Below are 17,380 nucleotides of genomic sequence, written 5' to 3' on the forward strand. Positions count from 1 at the left end.
TCCGGTGGGGCTTACTTGGCGTACTTGCGGAACTCGGGCTTGCGCTTTTCCTGGAAGGCGCGCACGCCCTCGCGCGATTCCTCGGTGTCGTAATAGAGCTTGAGCGCATACATGCCCATGCCCGCGATGCCGCTCTGGTGCGCGGTGTCCATATTGAACGAGCGCTTGGCAATGGCGATCGCGGTCGGGCTCTTTTCCAGGATCTCGTCGCACCACTTCTGCACTTCGGCGTCGAGCTGCTCGTGCGGCACCACGGCGTTGACCAGCCCCATCGCCAGCGCCTCGGCGGCGGGATAGCGGCGGCACAGGTACCAGATCTCGCGCGCCTTCTTCTCGCCGACCACGCGTGCGAGGAACGCGGTGCCATAGCCCGGGTCGACCGAGCCGACACGCGGGCCGACCTGGCCGAACATGGCCTTGTCCGATGCGATGGTGAAATCGCAGATCGTGCACAGCACGTTGCCGCCGCCGATGGCATAGCCCTGCACGCGCGCGATCACCGGCTTGGGCACGTCGCGGATGGCGTTGTGCAACTCTTCCATCGGCAGGCCGATGGTGCCGCGGCCGTCGTACTGGCCTTCGTGCGCGGACTGGTCGCCGCCGGTGCAGAAGGCCTTCTCGCCGGCGCCGGCCAGCACGATGGCTCCGATCTCGCGGTCATAGCCGGCGCGGTTGATCGCGTGGATCAGTTCGTCGCAGGTGCGGCCGCGGAAGGCATTCATCTTTTCCGGGCGGTTGATGATGATCCAGGCCGCGCCGTTGCGCACTTCATAGCGGATGTCTTCGTATTGCATGGTCGTCTTCTCCATTGTCTGGTTGGATGGGTTGCGCTCAGCCGTTCATCGTCAGGCCGCCCGACACGCTCAGCACCTGGCCGGTGATGAATGCCGCATCGTCGCCGGCGAAGAACAGCACCGCGCCGGGCAGGTCGTCGGGCTGGCCGATGCGGCCCAGCGGGATCGAGCGGGTGAAGGCTTCCACCAGCTTCTCGGGGTTGCCCGCGCCCTGCTTGTAGTCTTCGAACAGGGCGGTCTCGGTCGGGCCCGGGCACACCACGTTCACGGTGATGCCGTGGCGCGCATGCTCGCGTGCGATGGTCTTGGAGAACGACACCAGCCCGCCCTTGCAAGCGGCATACACCGCCTCGCCGGAGGAGCCCACGCGCGCGGCGTCGGAGGCGATATTGACAATGCGCCCGCGCTTGCGCGCCACCATGCCCGGCAACACCGCGTGGTGCATATGCAGGGCGCCGGTCAGGTTGATGGCAATGAGCCGCTCCCATTGCGCCGGCTCGGTCTTGACGAACGGACGGAATACGTCCCAGCCGGCGTTGTTGACCAGCACGTCGATGAGACCCAGTCCCTGCTCCACCGCCGCCACCGCCGCGTCGACGCTGGCGCGATCGGTAATGTCGCAGCGCACGGACAACGCGCGGCCGCCGGCATCGCGGATCTGCGCTGCCACGCGTTCGCCGGCCTCCGGGTTCAGGTCGAGCACGCCGACCGCCGCACCCGCATGCGCGAAACGCAAACAGGTTGCGCCTCCGATACCGCCACCACCGCCGGTCACGATGACCGTCTTGCCTTCGAGTCCTTGCACAGCCGTTCTCCTTTCAGGGTTCCGGTGCTATCGTGCCGGCGGTGTCGCCGCCACATGCCCCGTCAATTACGTAAATATATTGACGTATAATAGGAGCGGTCGGCGCCCTGCGCAAGGCATCAACACTGTGGAAATGACTATGGTTAACCCCGACAAAGGCGGCGAACTTCCCGCCAGCGCCCGCATGGAACTGGCCAACCGGCTATTCTTCCGCCTATACCAATGCGCAAACATGTTGCATAAAACAGGATCGCGAGCGGTCGAAGCCGAAGGCCTGACGACGCAGCAGTGGGCAGTGCTGGGCGCACTGTCGCGTCCGGAAGCCGCCGATGGCATGAGCGTCGGCGACCTGGCGCGCTATCTGATGGTGAGCCGCCAGAACCTGTCCGGGCTGGTCAGCCGGATGGAACGCGACGGTCACGTGACGCTGGCGCCGGACGGGCGCGACCGCCGCTCGCGGCTGGTGCGGATGAGCGAGCCGGGCCGCGAAGTGTGGCTGCACCAGGCGCAGCCGAAGATCCGGCAGTACTACGAGCAGGCGCTGGACGGGTTCTCGACCAACGACCTGACGCATACGCTGCATTACCTGCTGAAGCTGCTGGACAACATGCGCGCGCTGGATACGCCGGAGGGCGCCGACAGTCGTCCAACGCAGGACTAACGCGGGCCGCTGTATCAGGGCTGATACACACCGGCCCGCCCCGCGGTGGCCGGCACGGCGGCGTCTCCCGCTACGCGGCGCACCACGGCAGCTGGCGCGCGATATGCATCGGGAAAAGGTTGCTCAGGCGCCCCGGTGCTGCGCCCGGAAGTCCTGAACCACTGCCCCGGCTTGCTGCGTTGGGTTACGGCGTTGGGTTGCTGCGATGGGTTGCATGCACGCGGCCGGGACGGCGTTCGATCGATCCTTTTCCGGAGATCCCGCCATGACCCGCTATATCGTGCTAGCCAACTTCACCGACCAGGGCATCCGCGCCGTCAAGGACACCACCAAGCGCGCCGCCGCGGTGCGCGAGATGGGCGCGCGCTTCGGGGTGGAGATGAAAGACATCTACTGGACACTGGGCAAATACGACATTGTGCTGACCGTCGAGGCCCAGGATGACGCCAGCATGACCGCGTTCGGCCTGGCGATCGGCGCGCTGGGCAACGTCCGCACACAAACGCTGCGGGCATTCAATGTCGACGAGATGCAAGCGATCCTCGGCAAGATGAGTTGAGCTGCCTTCGCCCTGTGCGCGCAATGAAGTACGCCCGCCAGGGTTCCTGGCGGGCGTTGTCGCTTCTGGTTTGTGCGCGCGGGTTCAGAACCCTTCCAGCACCAGCTTGCCGATGGTGCGGCCGCCCTCCAGCATGGCGTGTGCGCGGCGCAGGTTCTCGGCGTTGATGCGGCCCAGGTGTTCGCCCAGCGTGGTTTGCAGCCGTCCGGCGTCCACCAGCCGCGCCACTTCGTTGAGCAGCCGGTGCTGCGCGATCATGTCGGGCGTGTGGAACATCGCGCGCGTAAACATGAATTCCCAGACGAACGTGGCGCTCTTGCTCTTGAGCAGTTCGACCGGCAGCGGGCGGGCGTTCTCGACGATCGTGCAGATCTTGCCCTGCGGCGCAATCAGTTCGGCCATGGCCGGGAAATGGCCGTCGGTGTCGTTGAAGCAGAGGATGTAGTCGACATGCGCAAAGCCCAGGGCCCTTACTTGCGCCGGCAGGTCGCCACGATGGTCGACGGTATGGTCGGCGCCGAGCTTGCGGCACCAGTCCTGCGATTCGGGGCGCGATGCGGTGGCGATGACGGTAAGTCCCGCCAGCTCCCTGGCGAGCTGGATGCCGATCGAGCCTACGCCGCCGGCGCCGCCGATGATCAGGACCGAGCGGCCGGCGTGCTCGCCCTTGGGGGAGATGGCAAGGCGGTCGAACAGCGCTTCCCATGCGGTGATCGCAGTCAACGGCAAGGCTGCGGCGTTGGCGAAGTCCAGCGAGGCAGGCTTGTGGCCGGCGATGCGTTCGTCGACGAGGTGGAATTCTGCGTTGGTGCCTGGGCGGGTGATGCTGCCGGCGTAGTAGACGGGGTCGCCTGGCGTGAACAAGGTGACGTCGGGGCCGACAGCCTCCACCACACCGGCAGCGTCCCAGCCCAGGATGCGGGGAGCCGCTTCGGTCTGGGGCTTGGGCGCGCGGACCTTGGTGTCCACCGGATTGACGGCGATGGCTTCGACCCTGACCAGCAGGTCGCGGCCTGCCGGCGTGGGCTTGTCGATCTCCACGTCCCGCAGCGAGCGGGGATCGGCAATGGGGAGGTATTGGGTCAGGCCGATGGCTTTCATTTGCTTGGACTCCGGTTGGGATGTGAGTCAAGCGTAGCGCGTGGGGATGCGAATGATTAGTGGGATGATGTGGTAATCAATTTCCTGGAAATCGGGATACTACCCAATGTCCGTGCAGGTACGGGCGACGAATACGGGCGACGAAGCCAGCGGCGACGGGGGTTCGCCGCCATTTCCAGCCAAGTGGTTCTGGGCGCTTATTCCAGACTAATCCACGTAGTCTTCAAATCGGTGTACTTGTCCAGTGCGTGCAGCGACTTGTCCCGTCCCGACCCCGACTGCTTGACCCCGCCGAACGGCACCGTAACATCCCCATCCATATAGCAGTTGACCCACACCAGGCCCGCCCGCAGCCGACGCGAGACGCGGTGCGCACGCGACAAATTGGCGGTCCATAGCCCTGAGCCCAGCCCATAGGGAGAATCATTGGCCATGCGCACGACCTCTTCCTCGGTGTCGAACACAGTCACGGCCAGCACCGGCCCGAAGATCTCCTCGCGCACGATGCTGAGCGACTGGCTCGGGCACTCAAAGATGGTGGGCTGCAGGAAGTAGCCCCCGGTGTCTGTACGGACGCGTTCGCCGCCCAGGCGCAGCCGCGCGCCTTCGCGCTGCCCGCCGTCCACATAGGACATCACGCGATCAAGCTGGCGCGCGTCGACAATGGCGCCCATGGCGGAGGCCGGGTCGAGCGGATCGCCGGGCTGCATCGTTCTGGCGTGGGCCTCCAGCTTCTCCATGAAGGCGTCGTAGATGGCACGCTGGACATAGAGACGCGAGCCGGCGATGCAGATTTCGCCCTGGTTGTTGAAGATGCCGATGGCGGCCGCCTGCGCGGCGCGGTCGAGGTCGGGGCAGTCGTCGAACACGATGTGCGGCGACTTGCCGCCGCATTCGAGCCACACACGCTTCAAATTGGACTGGCCGGAATATTCCATGAAGCGCTTGCCGGTGGCCGTGGAGCCGGTGAAGGCGATGCAATCCACATCCGGATGCAGGCCGAGCGCCTGACCGGCCTGCGCGCCCAGTCCGGGCAACACGTTGAAGACCCCGGGCGGAATGCCGGCTTCAGCGGCCAGCTCAGCAAGCCGCAGCGCGGTCAGCGGCGACTGTTCGGCGGGCTTGAGGATGACGCTGTTGCCGGCGGCCAGCGCCGGCGCCACCTTCCAGCTGCCCATCAGCAGCGGATAGTTCCAGGGCACCACGGCTGCCACCACGCCGAGCGGCTCGCGCGTGATCGTGGCGAGCACGTTGCCGCCAGTGGGCGCGATCTCGTCGTAGCGCTTGTCGATGGCCTCGGCGTACCACGCGAAGGTGCGCGCCGCTTCCGGAACGTCGTAGGCCAGCGTGTCGCCGATGGGCTTGCCCATGTCGAGCGTTTCCAGCAGCGCCAGTTCCTCGCGATGGGTTTCGATCAGCGCCGCCAGGCGCAGCAGCACGGCCTTGCGCTCGCGCGGCGCCAGTCCGGACCAGACGCCTTGCTCGAAGGCCTGGCGCGCTGCCGCGACGGCGCGGTCGACGTCGGCCGCCCCGCATGCCGCCACCTTGGCCAGCACGGCGCCGTTGGCGGGGTTGATGGTGTCGAAGGTGGCGCCGTCTGCGGCGTCGGTCCATTCGCCGCCGATGCAGGCGCGGCTTTGCGGGCGCAGTGCGGCCGCCCGAGCCTGCCAGTAAGGCAGATCGCGTGTTTCGCTCATGGGGTTCCTCGTTTGGTTGAAAGGGCCGCGGGCAACGGCAGCGTCTGCGTCAGGCCCGCGACCACGATCAGGGCGATGCCGGCCAGCGCCAGCGCATCGGGCCAGCGGCCGAACCACAGCGCGCTATAGACCAGCGCCAGCAGCAGATGGAAATAGTTCAGCGGCGCCAGGCGCGAAGCCGGGGCGCGCTGCAGAGCCAGGATCAGGAGCACCTGCGCCGCCGCGCTCATCAGGCCCATGGCCAGGATCGCCAGCCAGTCGGCCAGGTCGGGCCACACCGGCGGCGGGAAGAACGGCGCCGGCACGCCGGTAGCGACCATGCAGATCAGCGCGGCAAAGCCGTATTGCACGCGGGCATCGACCTGTCCCGCCATGCGCCGCGTCAGCAGTTGCAGCATGGCATAGGCCAGCGTGGCGGCCAGCATCAGCACGGTCCCAAGCCAGGACACCGCGCCGCCGGGGCGTACGATCAGCAGCATGCCGCAGAAGCCCGCCGCTACCGCCAGCCACTGGCGCGGGCCGACTTTCTCGCCCAGCATCCACGGCGACAGGCCCACCACCATCAGCGGCGCCATGAAATAGATGGCGGTGGCTTCGGCCAGCGGCATCCAAAGCAGCGCGGTCATGAAGCAGGTGCCGACCACCGCCAGCATCAACCCGCGCAGCACCAGGAGGCCGCGGTGCGGCGTGCGCCAGAAGCGCAGCTGGCCGCTCAGTTGGCCGGACATGGCGAGCATGGCCACCGCTACCGCCAGCGTGGCGCCGTAGCGCACCGCGTTGAGAAACGGCGCGGGATAGCGGCCGACAAGGTGCTTGGCGGTGGCGTCCACGGTAGCGAACAGCGTCACCACGCACAGGAACAGCAGCCCGCCACGCCACCAGTCGGGCCTGCCCCGCGCCGCGGCGGTCATGCGCCGGCCTGCGCCACCATCGCGCCCAGCAGCACGTTGGCGCCGGCTTCCAGGTGCTCGGGGCGGGCGTCTTCCACTTCGTTGTGGCTGATGCCGTCCTTGCAGGGCACGAAGATCATCGCGGTCGGGGTCACGCTGGCCATGTAGACGGCATCGTGGCCGGCGCCGGTGACGATGTCCTGCTGGCTGTAGCCGCGCGCCACGGCTTCGCGGCGCACGTGGTCGACCAGTTCTGGCGCGAACGGGGTCGGCGGGAAGTACTGCACGTCGTCGATCTTCACGTCGAAGGTGGCACCGGTGGTCTTGCCCTGCGCCAGCGCCTCGCACGCGGCGCGGAAGCGAGCGTCCATCTCCGCCAGCTTGGCGGCGTCTTCGTGGCGCAGATCGACCGTGAACTTGACCGCGCCGGGGATCACGTTGCGGGAGCCGGGGTGGAGATTGACCACCCCCACCGTGCCACGGCCGTGCGGCGCGAAGTCGTGGGCGATGCGCACCACTTCCTGCATTACGTGGGTGGCGCCATAGAGCGCGTCGCGGCGCAGCGGCATCGGCGTGGGGCCGGCATGGGCTTCCATGCCAGTCACGGTCACGTCGTACCAGCGCAGCCCCAACGAGCCGGTGACTACGCCGATCACGTTGTCCGCGGCTTCCAGCACCGGGCCCTGCTCGATATGCGCCTCGAAATAGGCCCCCACCGGCCGCCCGCCTACTTCGTCGGTGCCGGCGTAGCCGATGGCCTGCAGTTCGTCCGCCACGCGCTTGCCTTCCGTATCGGTGGCGTCCAGCGCGGTCTGCAGGGGGAAGATGCCGGCGAACACGCCCGAACCCATCATCACCGGCACGAAGCGCGTGCCTTCCTCGTTGGTCCAGATGGCCAGTTCGAGCGGCGCTTCGGTAGTCACGCCATGGTCGTTGAGCGTGCGCATGACTTCCAGCCCGGCCAGCACGCCGAAGCAGCCGTCGAACTTGCCGCCGGTCGGCTGGGTATCGATATGGCTGCCGGTCATCACCGGCGGCAGCGCATCGTTGCGCCCGGCGCGGCGTCCGAAGATATTGCCGACGCGGTCCACCGTCACGGCCAGGCCGGCGTCGCGCATCCAGCCGCATACCAGGTCGCGGCCCTGGCCGTCGAGCGCGGTCAGCGCCAGCCGCGCATTGCCGCCCTTGGGGGTGGCGCCGATTTTTGCCAGGTCCATCAGCGATTGCCACAGGCGCTGGCCGTTGATGGTGATCTTGCTAGTCATTGCAGTTCTCCCAGTATTGGTGATTGCGGGTGATTGCGCCATGCAGGCTTATGCCGTCGCGGGCGCGAAACCCGCCAGAAACGCATCCAGCCCGCGACCGATCGCCTCGACCTCATAGCCGCCCTCCTGCACCACCACCGTCGGTAGCCCCAGCGCATGGATGCGTTCGCCGATGCCGCGGTAGCCATCTATGCTGACCTTCAGGACGCTGATGGGATCGTTCTCGTAGGTATCGAAGCCCAGCGCCAGCACCACCGCCTGCGGACGGTAGTCGCGCAGCGCGTCCAGCGCGCCGTCCAGCGCCGACAGGAACTCGGCGTCGCCGCTGCCATGCGGCAGCGGGAAGTTGAGGTTGTAGCCATAGCCCGCGCCATACCCGCGCTCGTTCGCATAGCCGGTGTAGAACGGGTAGTAGCCGGCCGGATCGGCGTGCAGCGAAATCGTCATCACATCGGAACGGTGATAGAAGATCTGCTGGGTGCCGTCACCGTGGTGCGCGTCGACGTCGAGCACCGCCACCTTGCCGAAGCGGGCCAGCAGCGTCTGCGCCGCGATGGCCGAGTTGTTGACGTAGCAGAAACCGGCCGCGCGGTCGCTGTGGGCGTGGTGGCCGGAGGGGCGGCACAGCGCGTAGGCCATGCCGGCGCCGTCCTGCCGCTCACACACATGGCGAGCCGCCGCGACCGCGCTGTGCGCGCCGCGCAGGATCGCGCGCCAGCTGTCCGGCCCTAGCGGGCAGCTAAGGTCGCCCAGGTAGTAGCCGGCCTGGGCGATCACCGAATCGGTCGGACACGCGGGCCGGCGCGGCTCGCCGACCTTGCCGTTGTGATACGGCGAAAGATTGGGCAGGACTTCGATGCCGGGCTCGAAGCCGGGGCGCGCCAGTTCCTGCCAGCGCGCGTAGACGCTGGCGAGGAAATCGAGATAGGCCGGACTGTGCACCGCCTCCAGTGGCGCGCGCCCGCAATCGGGCGGCGCCGCCAGTTCGATGCCGCGCGCGGCAAGCGCGTGCTGCAGTGCCGCCGCGCGGGCCGGCACGTCGGTCGGCGCGCACAACCGCCCCGCGCGCATGAACTGACGGGGCTCGTGCAGCAACTGATCATCCGAGAAGAAGGCACGCATGGTCTAGATAGGGTTTTGAAGGAAATCGCCGGTTCAGCCTGCCGCCTGGCGCGCGAGCGCCGCCGCGCGGATGCCGGAGAGCGTCATGCCGGGCGCGATGCCGTCGGGGTCGTAACGCAGTTCCAGCAGCGCCGGCATGCTGTGCGTGCCGGCAAAGTCGAGCGCGCGATCCAGAGCAGGGCCGAATTCGGCGTCGCTGGCCACCACTTCGCCGTAGCCGCGGTAGGCGCGCGCCAGTTCGGCGAACTCGGGGTTCTCGAAGCCCAGCGCAATGGTCCGGCCGGGGAATTCGCGCTCCTGGTGGGCGCGGATCGTGCCCCAGATGCCGTTGTTGAACACCAGCACCACGATGCCGAGGCGGTACTGCATGGCCACGCCCAGCTCCTGCAGGTTCATCTGGAAGCAGCCGTCGCCCGCGTAGCAGACCACGGTGCGTTCCGGATGCTCCAGCTTGGCCGAGATGGCCGCCGGCAGGCCGTAGCCCATCGAGCCCACGGTGGGCGCAAGGCTGGTGCCCACGCCCTTGTAGCGGTAATAGGTATGCGGAAAAACGGCGTAGTTGCCGGCGCCGACGGTAATGCAGGCATCCTCGGGCAAGCGCTCGCGCACAAGGCAGGCGGCCTGGTTCAGGTTCAGCGGCCCTGGCGCGGGCAGCGCCTTCTGGCTTTCGAGGTAATCGTGCCGCGCGCGCTCCACCAGTGCCGCGCGGTTGTGTTCGCGCGCCGGGCGCAGGCCGTCCACCGCGGCCGCGAACGAGACGACGTCAGCAACGACAGGCACTTCCGCGCGGAACACGCGGCCCAGCTCCTCCGGATCGGGATACACATGCACCAGCCGCTGGCGCGGCAGCGGGCTTTCCACCACGGTATAGCCCTCGGTGGTGGCCTCGCCCATGCGGGTGCCGACGGCGATCAGCAGGTCCGACTCGCGGATGCGCGCGCGCAATGCCTCGCCCATGCCCCAGCCAACATGGCCGGCATAGTTGGGATGATGGTTGTCGAAGCACTCCAGCCGGCGCCACGCCAGCCCCACCGGCAGGCCGAAGCGTTCGGCGAAGCCTTCCATCTGCCGCATCGCCTCGGGGGTCCAGCCGGAGCCGCCGATCATCAGGAACGGGCGCTCGGCCTGTTCCAGCATCGCGGCCAGCGACGCCAGCGCCAGCGGCGCCGGGGCCGCGTGGCTGCGCACGTAGCGCGGCATGTCGGCCACGGTGGCCTTGCCCCACAGCGTGTCCTCGGGCAAAGCCAGCACCACCGGGCCGGGCCGTCCGCTGGTGGCCACGGCGAAGGCACGCGCGATGAACTCGGGGATGCGGTCAGTGCGGTCGATCTGCGCGACCCACTTGGCCATCTGGCCGAACATGCGGCGGTAATCGATTTCCTGGAAGGCTTCGCGCTCGTAGAAGTCGTTGCCGACCTGCCCCACGAACAGGATCATCGGCGTGGAGTCCTGGAATGCGGTATGTACGGCGATGCTGGCATTGGTGGCGCCGGGGCCTCGCGTGACGAAGCAAACGCCGGGCTCGCCGGTCAGCTTGCCGTGGGCCTCGGCCATATAGCCGGCGCCGCTTTCCTGACGGCAGACGATCGGCGTGATCGCGTCCTGGTGGTCGTACAGCGCATCGATGCAGGGCAGGTAGCTTTCGCCCGGCACCAGGAACACGCGCCGCACGCCCTGGATGCGCAGTTGCTCGACAAGGATCTGCCCTCCGTTGCGTTCGCGCAGGGCGGAATGCTCGCGCAGGGTTGGATTGGCTTGGCTCATTGGCAACTTCCCCCCGCCGCGGCACCGGCCGCCGGCTTGATCTCGATCTCCACGAACATGCATTCGCCTTCGTGGGCATTGATGACGTTGTGCTCCACGCCGGCCGGACGGTAATAGGCCTGGCCGGCGACCAGCTGGCTGACCGCCTCGCCCGCCGGCGTCTGCAGGCGCAGCGCCCCGGTGGTCATCGGCACCACCACGTAGTCGTAGTCGTGGCGATGCTGGCCGGTCTCGGCGCCGGGCGCGAAGCGCCACTCGGTCACGACCACGCGCTCGTTGTCGACCTGCACCGTGCCGACGGCCCTGGGCCGGTCTTGCGGCGCGCTCATCGGCCCACCCCGTGGCCCACCCCGCGGTCCAGCCCGCCCATGCACAGGTACTTGATCTCCAGGTATTCGTCGAGGCCGTACTTCGAGCCCTCGCGGCCCAGGCCTGACTGCTTGACGCCGCCGAACGGCGCCACCTCGTTGGAGATCAGGCCGGTGTTGATGCCGACCATGCCGTACTCAAGCGCCTCGGCCACGCGCCACACGCGGCCGATATCGCGGCTGAAGAAATAGGAGGCCAGTCCGAATTCGGTATCGTTGGCCATCGCGATCGCTTCCTCGTCGGTGGAAAAGCGGAACAGCGGCGCCAGCGGACCGAAGGTTTCCTCCCGGGCCACGCGCATCGCGGGCGTCACGTCGGCCAGCACGGTTGGCTCGAAGAACGTGCCGCCCAGCGCGTGGCGCTTGCCGCCAGCCAGCAAGCGCGCGCCCTTGCCGAGCGCGTCGGCGATATGCGACTCCACCTTGGCCACCGCATCTTCGTTGATCAGCGGGCCTTGCAGCACGCCCGGCTCCACGCCATGGCCGACCTTCAGTTTCGCCACTGCCGCGACCAGCTTTTCGGCGAACGCGTCGTAGACCTTGTCGTGGACATAGAGCCGGTTGGCGCAAACACAGGTTTGCCCTGCATTGCGGTACTTGGAGGCGATGGCGCCCTCCACCGCCGCATCGAGGTCGGCGTCGTCGAACACGATAAAGGGCGCGTTGCCGCCGAGCTCCAGCGACAGCTTCTTGATGGTGTCGGCGGATTGCCGCATCAGGATGCGGCCCACCTCGGTCGAGCCGGTAAAGCTCAGCTTGCGTACCACCGGGTTGGCGGTAAGCTCGCCACCGATGGCAATGGCATCGCCGGTGATCACGCTGAACAGGCCCGCCGGCAGCCCTGCACGCTCGGCCAGCACGGCCAGCGCCAGCGCCGACAGCGGCGTGTCCTCGGCCGGCTTGAGCACCATGGCGCAGCCCGCGGCCAGCGCCGGGCCGGCTTTGCGGGTAATCATCGCGAGCGGGAAGTTCCACGGCGTGATCGCCGCGCACACGCCCACCGGCTCCTTGACCACCACCAGGCGCTTGTCGTTGGCGGGCGTGGCCAGCACATCGCCGCTGACGCGCTTGGCTTCCTCGGCGAACCATTCGAGGAAGGAGGCGGCATAGACGACTTCGCCCTTCGCTTCGGCCAGCGGCTTGCCTTGCTCGGTGGTCATCAGCAGCGCGAGGTCGTCGGCATTGGCCAGCATCAGCTCGTACCAGGCGCGCAGCACCATGGCGCGCTCGCGCGCGGTCTTGCGGCGCCAGCCAGCCTGTGCCGCCTGCGCGGCATCGATGGCGCGGCGAGTTTCCGCCGCGCCCATGCCGGGCACGGTGCCGATCAGGGCGCCGCTGGCGGGATCGGTAACAGTAAAGGTGGCGCCGCTGTCGGCATCCTGCCAGTTGCCGGCGATATAGGCCTGCGCACGCAGCAGGCCAGTGTCCTTGAGTTGCATGGGTAGTCTCTTTGGTATCGATGGTATCGATGGAATGGACAGGTCAGCGCGTCAGTGCCTCGGCCAGGATGTCCAGGCCCTCGCTCATCACTTCGTCCTGGATCGTCAGCGGGAACAGGAAGCGAATCACGTTGCCGTACACGCCGCACGACAGCAGCAGCAGGCCCTTTTCCAGCGCGCGGTTCTGCACCGTGCGCGTAAAGTCGGGATCGGGGCTGCCGTCGGCCTGGCGGAATTCCACCGCCACCATTGCGCCAACGCCACGCACTTCGGCGATCTGCGGCACGCGCGGGCGCAGGCTTTCCAGGCGCGTCATCAGGCGCTGGCCCAGCTCGGCGCCGCGTTCGATCAGCTTTTCGCTTTCGAGCACCTCAAGCACCGCCAGCGCCGACGCCACCGCCAGCGGGTTGCCGGCATACGTGCCGCCCAGCCCGCCGGGCGCGGGAGCATCCATCACCTCGGCGCGGCCGCACACGGCCGACAGCGGCATGCCGCCGGCCAGGCTCTTGGCCATGGTGGTCAGGTCAGGCGCCACGTCGTAGTGCTCCATCGCGAACAGCTTGCCGGTGCGGCCGAAGCCGGTCTGCACTTCATCGGCGATCAGCAGGATGCCGTGCTCGTCGCAGGCCGCGCGCAGTGCGCGCACGAACTCCGCCGGCGCCACGTTGAAGCCGCCCTCGCCCTGCACGGGTTCGAAGATGATGGCAGCCACGCGCTTGGGATCGATGTCCGCCTTGAACAGGTGCTGCAGCGCCTTGAGCGAGTCCCCGGTGCTGACGCCGTGCAGCGCGCACGGATACGGCGCGTGGTAGACCTCGCCGGGGAACGGGCCGAAGCCGATCTTGTACGGCGCGACCTTGCCAGTCAGCGCCATGCCCATCATGGTGCGGCCGTGGAAGCCGCCGGAGAAGGCGATCACGCCGGGGCGGCCAGTGGCGGCGCGGGCGATCTTGATGGCGTTTTCTACCGCCTCGGCGCCGGTGGTGAAGAATGCGGTCTTCTTGGCGGAGCGGCCCGGTGCACGGCGGTTGATCTTCTCGGCCAGCTCGATATAGCTGGCGTAGGGAACGATCTGGTAAGCGGTGTGGGTGAAGCGCCCCAGCTGCTTTTCGACGGCCTCGACCAGGCGCGGATGGCGGTGGCCGGTGTTGAGCACGGCGATGCCTGCGGCGAAGTCGATATAGCGCTTGCCCTCGACATCCCAGATTTCCGAATTCAGCGCGCGCTCGGCGTAGAAATTGCACATCACGCCCACGCCGCGCGGGGTGGCGGCGTCCTTGCGGCGAACCAGTTCGGCGTTCTTCATGACTTCTCTCCAGTTGTCTTTGCAGTTACGACGTGGTTGGTGCCCGCGCCGCTCAGGCGGCGGCGCGGATCAGTGTGGGGTCCCATTCCTTGCCGGGGATCGCCCCGATCAGGCGCTGGGTATAGGCATGCTGCGGCGTGTCGAAGATCTGCCCCGGCGGGCCGGACTCGACCACGCGGCCCTTGTGCATCACGATCACGTGGTGGCAGATCTGCGCGGCGACGCGCAGGTCGTGGGTAATGAAGATCAGGCCGATGTTCAGGCGCTTCTGCAGCTCGGCCAGCAACTCCAGCACCTGCGCCTGCACCGAGACGTCGAGCGCCGAGACGGACTCGTCGGCCACCAGCAGCTTCGGCTCCAGCGCCAGTGCCCGCGCGATGCCGATGCGCTGGCGCTGGCCGCCGGAGAACTGGTTGGGATAGCGGTCGAACGCGGAGGCCTCCAGCCCCACCAGTTGCAACAGCTCACGCGCGCGCGCCTGCGCGGCGGCCAGCGGCACGCCGTTGGCAACCGGGCCATCGGTGATGATGCGCCCGACGGTATGGCGCGGGTTGAGCGAGGCGAACGGATCCTGGAAGATCATCTGCACGTCGCGGCGCAGCGGGCGGAACTGGCGCTCGGACAACCGGGCGATGTCCTGCCCGTCGAACATCAGCGCGCCGCCATCGATATCCGTCAGGCGCAGCAGGCATTTGCCGATGGTGGACTTGCCCGAGCCGGATTCGCCGACGATACCCAGCGTTTCGCCGCGGCGCACCGTGAAGCTGACGCCGTCGACCGCATGCACCACGCGCTTTTTGGAGAAGAGCCCGCCGCCGGTGACATAGGTCTTGCGCAGGTCGCGCACTTCCAGCACGGTCTCGGCCTCATTGCGTCCGCGCTCGCCGGCACGGCCGTGCGGCACGGCGCCGATCAGGCGCTTGGTATAGGGATGCTGCGGACGGTTCAACACCTGATCGGCACTGCCCATCTCCACCAGCACGCCTTTCTCCATCACCGCCACGCGATCCGCGATCTCGGCCACGACGCCGAAGTCATGGGTGACGAACATCACGCCCATGCCCTTCTCGGCCTGGATGCGGCGGATCAGGTCAAGAATCTGCGCCTGCGTGGTGACGTCGAGCGCGGTGGTCGGCTCATCGGCAATCAGCAGCGCCGGTTCCAGCGCCAGCGCCATCGCGATCACTACGCGCTGGCGCTGGCCGCCCGACAGGCGGAACGGATAGGCATGCATCAGCGTGGCCGGATCGGGCAGGCCGACGAACTCCAGCAGGTCGAGCACGCGGCGCGCACGCGCCTCGCCCGGATAGGCGTTGTGCACGCGCATGACCTCGGCGATCTGGTCGCCCACGGTCATCACCGGGTTCAGCGCGGACAACGGCTCCTGGAACACCATGGCCATGTCCTTGCCGCGCATGCCGAGCAGCGTGGCTTCGTCCTGTGTCAGCAGGTCGCGGCCCTTGAACAGGATCTGGCCCTGCTCCGGTTTCAGGTAGGTTGGCAGCAGGCCCATGATGGCGTTGGCGCTCATCGACTTGCCGGAACCGGATTCGCCGACGATGCAGAGGATCTCGCCGGCATGCAGGTCATAGGAGATATCCCGCACCGCGTAGGGCCGGTCGCCGCCCGCGGGCAGCGCGATCGAGAGCTCGCGGATCGACAGCAGGGGCGCTTGGTCGCTGGTCTTCATCACTTTGTCCTTTGCATTTCCAGGGCGGGCGCTCACTCGCCGCGGCGGCGCAGCTGCGGGTTCATGGCGTCGTTCAGGCCCTCGCCGATCAGGTTGATCGACAGCACCGTCAGCAGGATCGCCACGCCGGGCCACACGCTCATCCACCAGGCTTCGCGGATCATGGTGCGCGCCGCGCCGATCATGAAGCCCCAGCTCATCATGTTGCGGTCGCCCAGCCCCAGGAAGGCCAGCGCCGACTCGGTCAGGATCGCGGTGGCGACCATGAAGGACGCCGAGACGATGATCGGCGACATGGCGTTGGGCAGGATCTGCGTGGCGATGATGCGCACCGGCTTCTGCCCGATCACCACCGCGGCCTGCACGAATTCGCGCTGCTTGAGCGACAGGAACTCGCCGCGCACCAGGCGCGCCACGGGTGGCCACGACACCACCGAGATGGCGGCGACGATGGAATAGATCGAGGGATTGAAGATCGCCACGATCACGACTGCCATGGCCAGTTGCGGAATGGTCTGGAAGAACTCGGTGATGCGCATCAGCGCATCGTCGACGCGGCCGCCGCAATAGCCGGCCACCGCGCCCACGGCGATGCCGACGGCCAGCGCCACCGCGGTGGAGATCACGCCGACCAGCAGCGAGACCCGCGCGCCGTACAGCATGCCGGCGGTGATGTCGCGGCCCAGCATGTCGGTGCCGAAGGGAAGCGCCGGGTCGGTGAACGGCTGCACCAGCGGCTCGGCCACCATCAGCCAGGGCGACTCTTCGTAGAAGATCGGCGCAAGCACGGCAAGTGCCAGCACTCCCAACAGCACCAGCAGGCCGATCACCGCGCCATAGTTGCGGCAGTAACGTTGCAGGAAGGCTTTCATGCGGTGGCTCCCTTGGCGCCCGCCGCGATGCGCGGGTCGATAAAGCGGTAGATCACGTCGGTCACCAGGTTGAAGAACACCACCAGCGCCGAGGTCACGAAGAAGATGCCTAGCAGCAACTGGTAGTCGCGCTGCAGCAGCGCATCGAACATCAGCCGGCCGATGCCGGGCCACGAGAACACGGTTTCCGTCAGCACCGCGCCGCCGGCCATCTGGCCCAGCTGGATGCCGGCGAACGTGATCACCGGCAGCAGCGCGTTGCGCAGCACATGCACGCGGATCACGCGGCCGGCGGGAACGCCCTTGGCGCGCGCGGTCTTGACGTAGTCCATGCCCATCACCTCCAGCATGGAAGCGCGCGTCAGGCGCACATACACGGCCATGAAGAAGCAGCCCAGCGACACCGTCGGCAGGATCATGTGCAGCGCCACGTCCTTGACGCGGGCCAGGCCGGTATAGCCCGCGCCGATGGTCTCCATGCCGAAGGCAGGCAGCCAGCCCAGCACCACCGAGAACAGGATGATGGCCATCAGCGACAGCCAGAACAGCGGGGTCGCATACAGCAGCAGCGCGCCGGACATCACCGCGCTGTCGATCCAGCGGCGGCGGTTTTCGTAGCGGGTGCGCGCCGCGATCACGCCGAGCAGCACGCCCAGCACGATGGAAAAGAGGAAGGCCCCGCTCATCAGCAGGAAGGTCGCGGGCAGCCGGTCGAGGATCAGGTCCAGCACCGGCAGGTGGTTGCGATAGGAGTAGCCCAGATCGAGCTGCGCCACGCCCTTGAGATAGATGCCAAGCTGGGTCATCACGGGCTTGTCGAGCCCGAACTGCTCGCGCAGCTGGTTGACGAAGGCGGCGTCGCCGGCACCGGCTTCGCCCGCCATCACGGTGGCCGGGTCGCCCGGCGCCATCCGGATCAGGAAGAAGTTGATGACGACCACGCCAAGGACGACCACGACGGCCTTTCCGAGACGGGCGCCAAGAAAGGATAGAAAGTTCACGGCTTGCTCCACGCTGGCGGCCGGGCTGGCCACCACGGCACTTGGA

The 17,380-nt window shown here is 67.6% G+C and carries 16 protein-coding genes; 2 read left to right on the top strand and 14 right to left on the bottom strand.

What is annotated here, in order from left to right; all coding sequences use genetic code 11:
* Window positions 1–11: 11 nt before the first annotated feature.
* Together badI and badH are read right to left on the bottom strand one after the other, a co-directional pair.
* Complete coding sequence (badI, locus tag ACIP1U_RS13600) at window positions 12–794, bottom strand: 2-ketocyclohexanecarboxyl-CoA hydrolase (protein ID WP_400315572.1); 783 nt, start codon at window positions 792–794, stop codon at window positions 12–14.
* Window positions 795–831: 37 nt separating this feature from the next.
* Entirely contained in the window at window positions 832–1,599 is a 768-nt protein-coding gene (gene badH, locus ACIP1U_RS13605) for a 2-hydroxycyclohexanecarboxyl-CoA dehydrogenase (protein WP_400315574.1), read from the bottom strand.
* A 139-nt stretch (window positions 1,600–1,738) separates the two neighbouring features.
* Here badH and ACIP1U_RS13610 point away from each other — a divergent pair, with 139 nt between their 5' ends.
* Both ACIP1U_RS13610 and ACIP1U_RS13615 read left to right on the top strand, forming a co-directional pair.
* Window positions 1,739–2,260 carry a MarR family winged helix-turn-helix transcriptional regulator gene (locus ACIP1U_RS13610; RefSeq protein WP_400315577.1) on the top strand — a complete coding sequence of 174 codons (522 nt, stop codon included), beginning with the start codon at window positions 1,739–1,741 and terminating at the stop codon, window positions 2,258–2,260.
* 265 nt (window positions 2,261–2,525) lie between these two features.
* Complete coding sequence (locus ACIP1U_RS13615) at window positions 2,526–2,819, top strand: GYD domain-containing protein (RefSeq protein WP_400315579.1); 294 nt, start codon at window positions 2,526–2,528, stop codon at window positions 2,817–2,819.
* 84 nt (window positions 2,820–2,903) lie between these two features.
* On the opposite strand, the gene ACIP1U_RS13620 is transcribed toward ACIP1U_RS13615, so the two are convergent.
* The 12 genes from ACIP1U_RS13620 to ACIP1U_RS13675 form a co-directional block, all read right to left on the bottom strand.
* Window positions 2,904–3,920 (bottom strand): zinc-binding alcohol dehydrogenase family protein, encoded by a 1,017-nt coding sequence (locus ACIP1U_RS13620; RefSeq protein ID WP_400315582.1) that lies wholly within the window; start codon window positions 3,918–3,920, stop codon window positions 2,904–2,906.
* 197 nt (window positions 3,921–4,117) lie between these two features.
* Window positions 4,118–5,617, bottom strand: a complete 1,500-nt coding sequence (locus ACIP1U_RS13625) for an aldehyde dehydrogenase (protein WP_400315584.1) — start codon at window positions 5,615–5,617, stop codon at window positions 4,118–4,120.
* On the bottom strand, window positions 5,614–6,528 hold the full coding sequence (locus ACIP1U_RS13630; protein WP_400315586.1) for a DMT family transporter: 915 nt from the start codon (window positions 6,526–6,528) through the stop codon (window positions 5,614–5,616). Before ACIP1U_RS13630 ends, ACIP1U_RS13625 begins: the two co-directional genes overlap by 4 nt.
* Window positions 6,525–7,772 (bottom strand): Zn-dependent hydrolase, encoded by a 1,248-nt coding sequence (locus tag ACIP1U_RS13635; protein ID WP_400315588.1) that lies wholly within the window; start codon window positions 7,770–7,772, stop codon window positions 6,525–6,527. The genes ACIP1U_RS13630 and ACIP1U_RS13635 overlap by 4 nt, the downstream gene beginning before the upstream one ends.
* A gap of 48 nt (window positions 7,773–7,820) precedes the next feature.
* Window positions 7,821–8,894, bottom strand: coding sequence for a histone deacetylase family protein (locus ACIP1U_RS13640; protein WP_400315591.1), 1,074 nt, complete (start codon window positions 8,892–8,894; stop codon window positions 7,821–7,823).
* A 33-nt stretch (window positions 8,895–8,927) separates the two neighbouring features.
* The gene (locus ACIP1U_RS13645; RefSeq protein WP_400315593.1) at window positions 8,928–10,658 is read right to left on the bottom strand and encodes a thiamine pyrophosphate-binding protein; all 1,731 of its coding nucleotides are present in this window, start codon (window positions 10,656–10,658) and stop codon (window positions 8,928–8,930) included.
* The gene (locus ACIP1U_RS13650) at window positions 10,655–10,987 is read right to left on the bottom strand and encodes a cupin domain-containing protein (RefSeq protein WP_400315595.1); all 333 of its coding nucleotides are present in this window, start codon (window positions 10,985–10,987) and stop codon (window positions 10,655–10,657) included. The genes ACIP1U_RS13645 and ACIP1U_RS13650 overlap by 4 nt, the downstream gene beginning before the upstream one ends.
* The gene (gene gabD, locus ACIP1U_RS13655) at window positions 10,984–12,465 is read right to left on the bottom strand and encodes an NADP-dependent succinate-semialdehyde dehydrogenase (RefSeq protein WP_400315597.1); all 1,482 of its coding nucleotides are present in this window, start codon (window positions 12,463–12,465) and stop codon (window positions 10,984–10,986) included. The genes ACIP1U_RS13650 and gabD overlap by 4 nt, the downstream gene beginning before the upstream one ends.
* A 43-nt stretch (window positions 12,466–12,508) precedes the next feature.
* Complete coding sequence (gene gabT, locus ACIP1U_RS13660) at window positions 12,509–13,771, bottom strand: 4-aminobutyrate--2-oxoglutarate transaminase (protein WP_400315599.1); 1,263 nt, start codon at window positions 13,769–13,771, stop codon at window positions 12,509–12,511.
* 52 nt (window positions 13,772–13,823) lie between these two features.
* A complete protein-coding gene (locus ACIP1U_RS13665) occupies window positions 13,824–15,461 on the bottom strand; it encodes an ABC transporter ATP-binding protein (RefSeq protein ID WP_400315601.1) in 1,638 nt (545 codons plus the stop codon).
* A gap of 32 nt (window positions 15,462–15,493) precedes the next feature.
* Window positions 15,494–16,333: an ABC transporter permease gene (locus ACIP1U_RS13670; protein WP_029044537.1), complete on the bottom strand. Its 840-nt coding sequence runs from the start codon at window positions 16,331–16,333 to the stop codon at window positions 15,494–15,496.
* Window positions 16,330–17,334, bottom strand: a complete 1,005-nt coding sequence (locus ACIP1U_RS13675; RefSeq protein WP_400315603.1) for an ABC transporter permease — start codon at window positions 17,332–17,334, stop codon at window positions 16,330–16,332. The genes ACIP1U_RS13670 and ACIP1U_RS13675 overlap by 4 nt, the downstream gene beginning before the upstream one ends.
* Window positions 17,335–17,380 lie beyond the last annotated feature (46 nt).

Origin of the sequence: Cupriavidus sp. NPDC089707 (assembly GCF_044748965.1) — a bacterium.
Lineage (GTDB): Bacteria > Pseudomonadota > Gammaproteobacteria > Burkholderiales > Burkholderiaceae > Cupriavidus.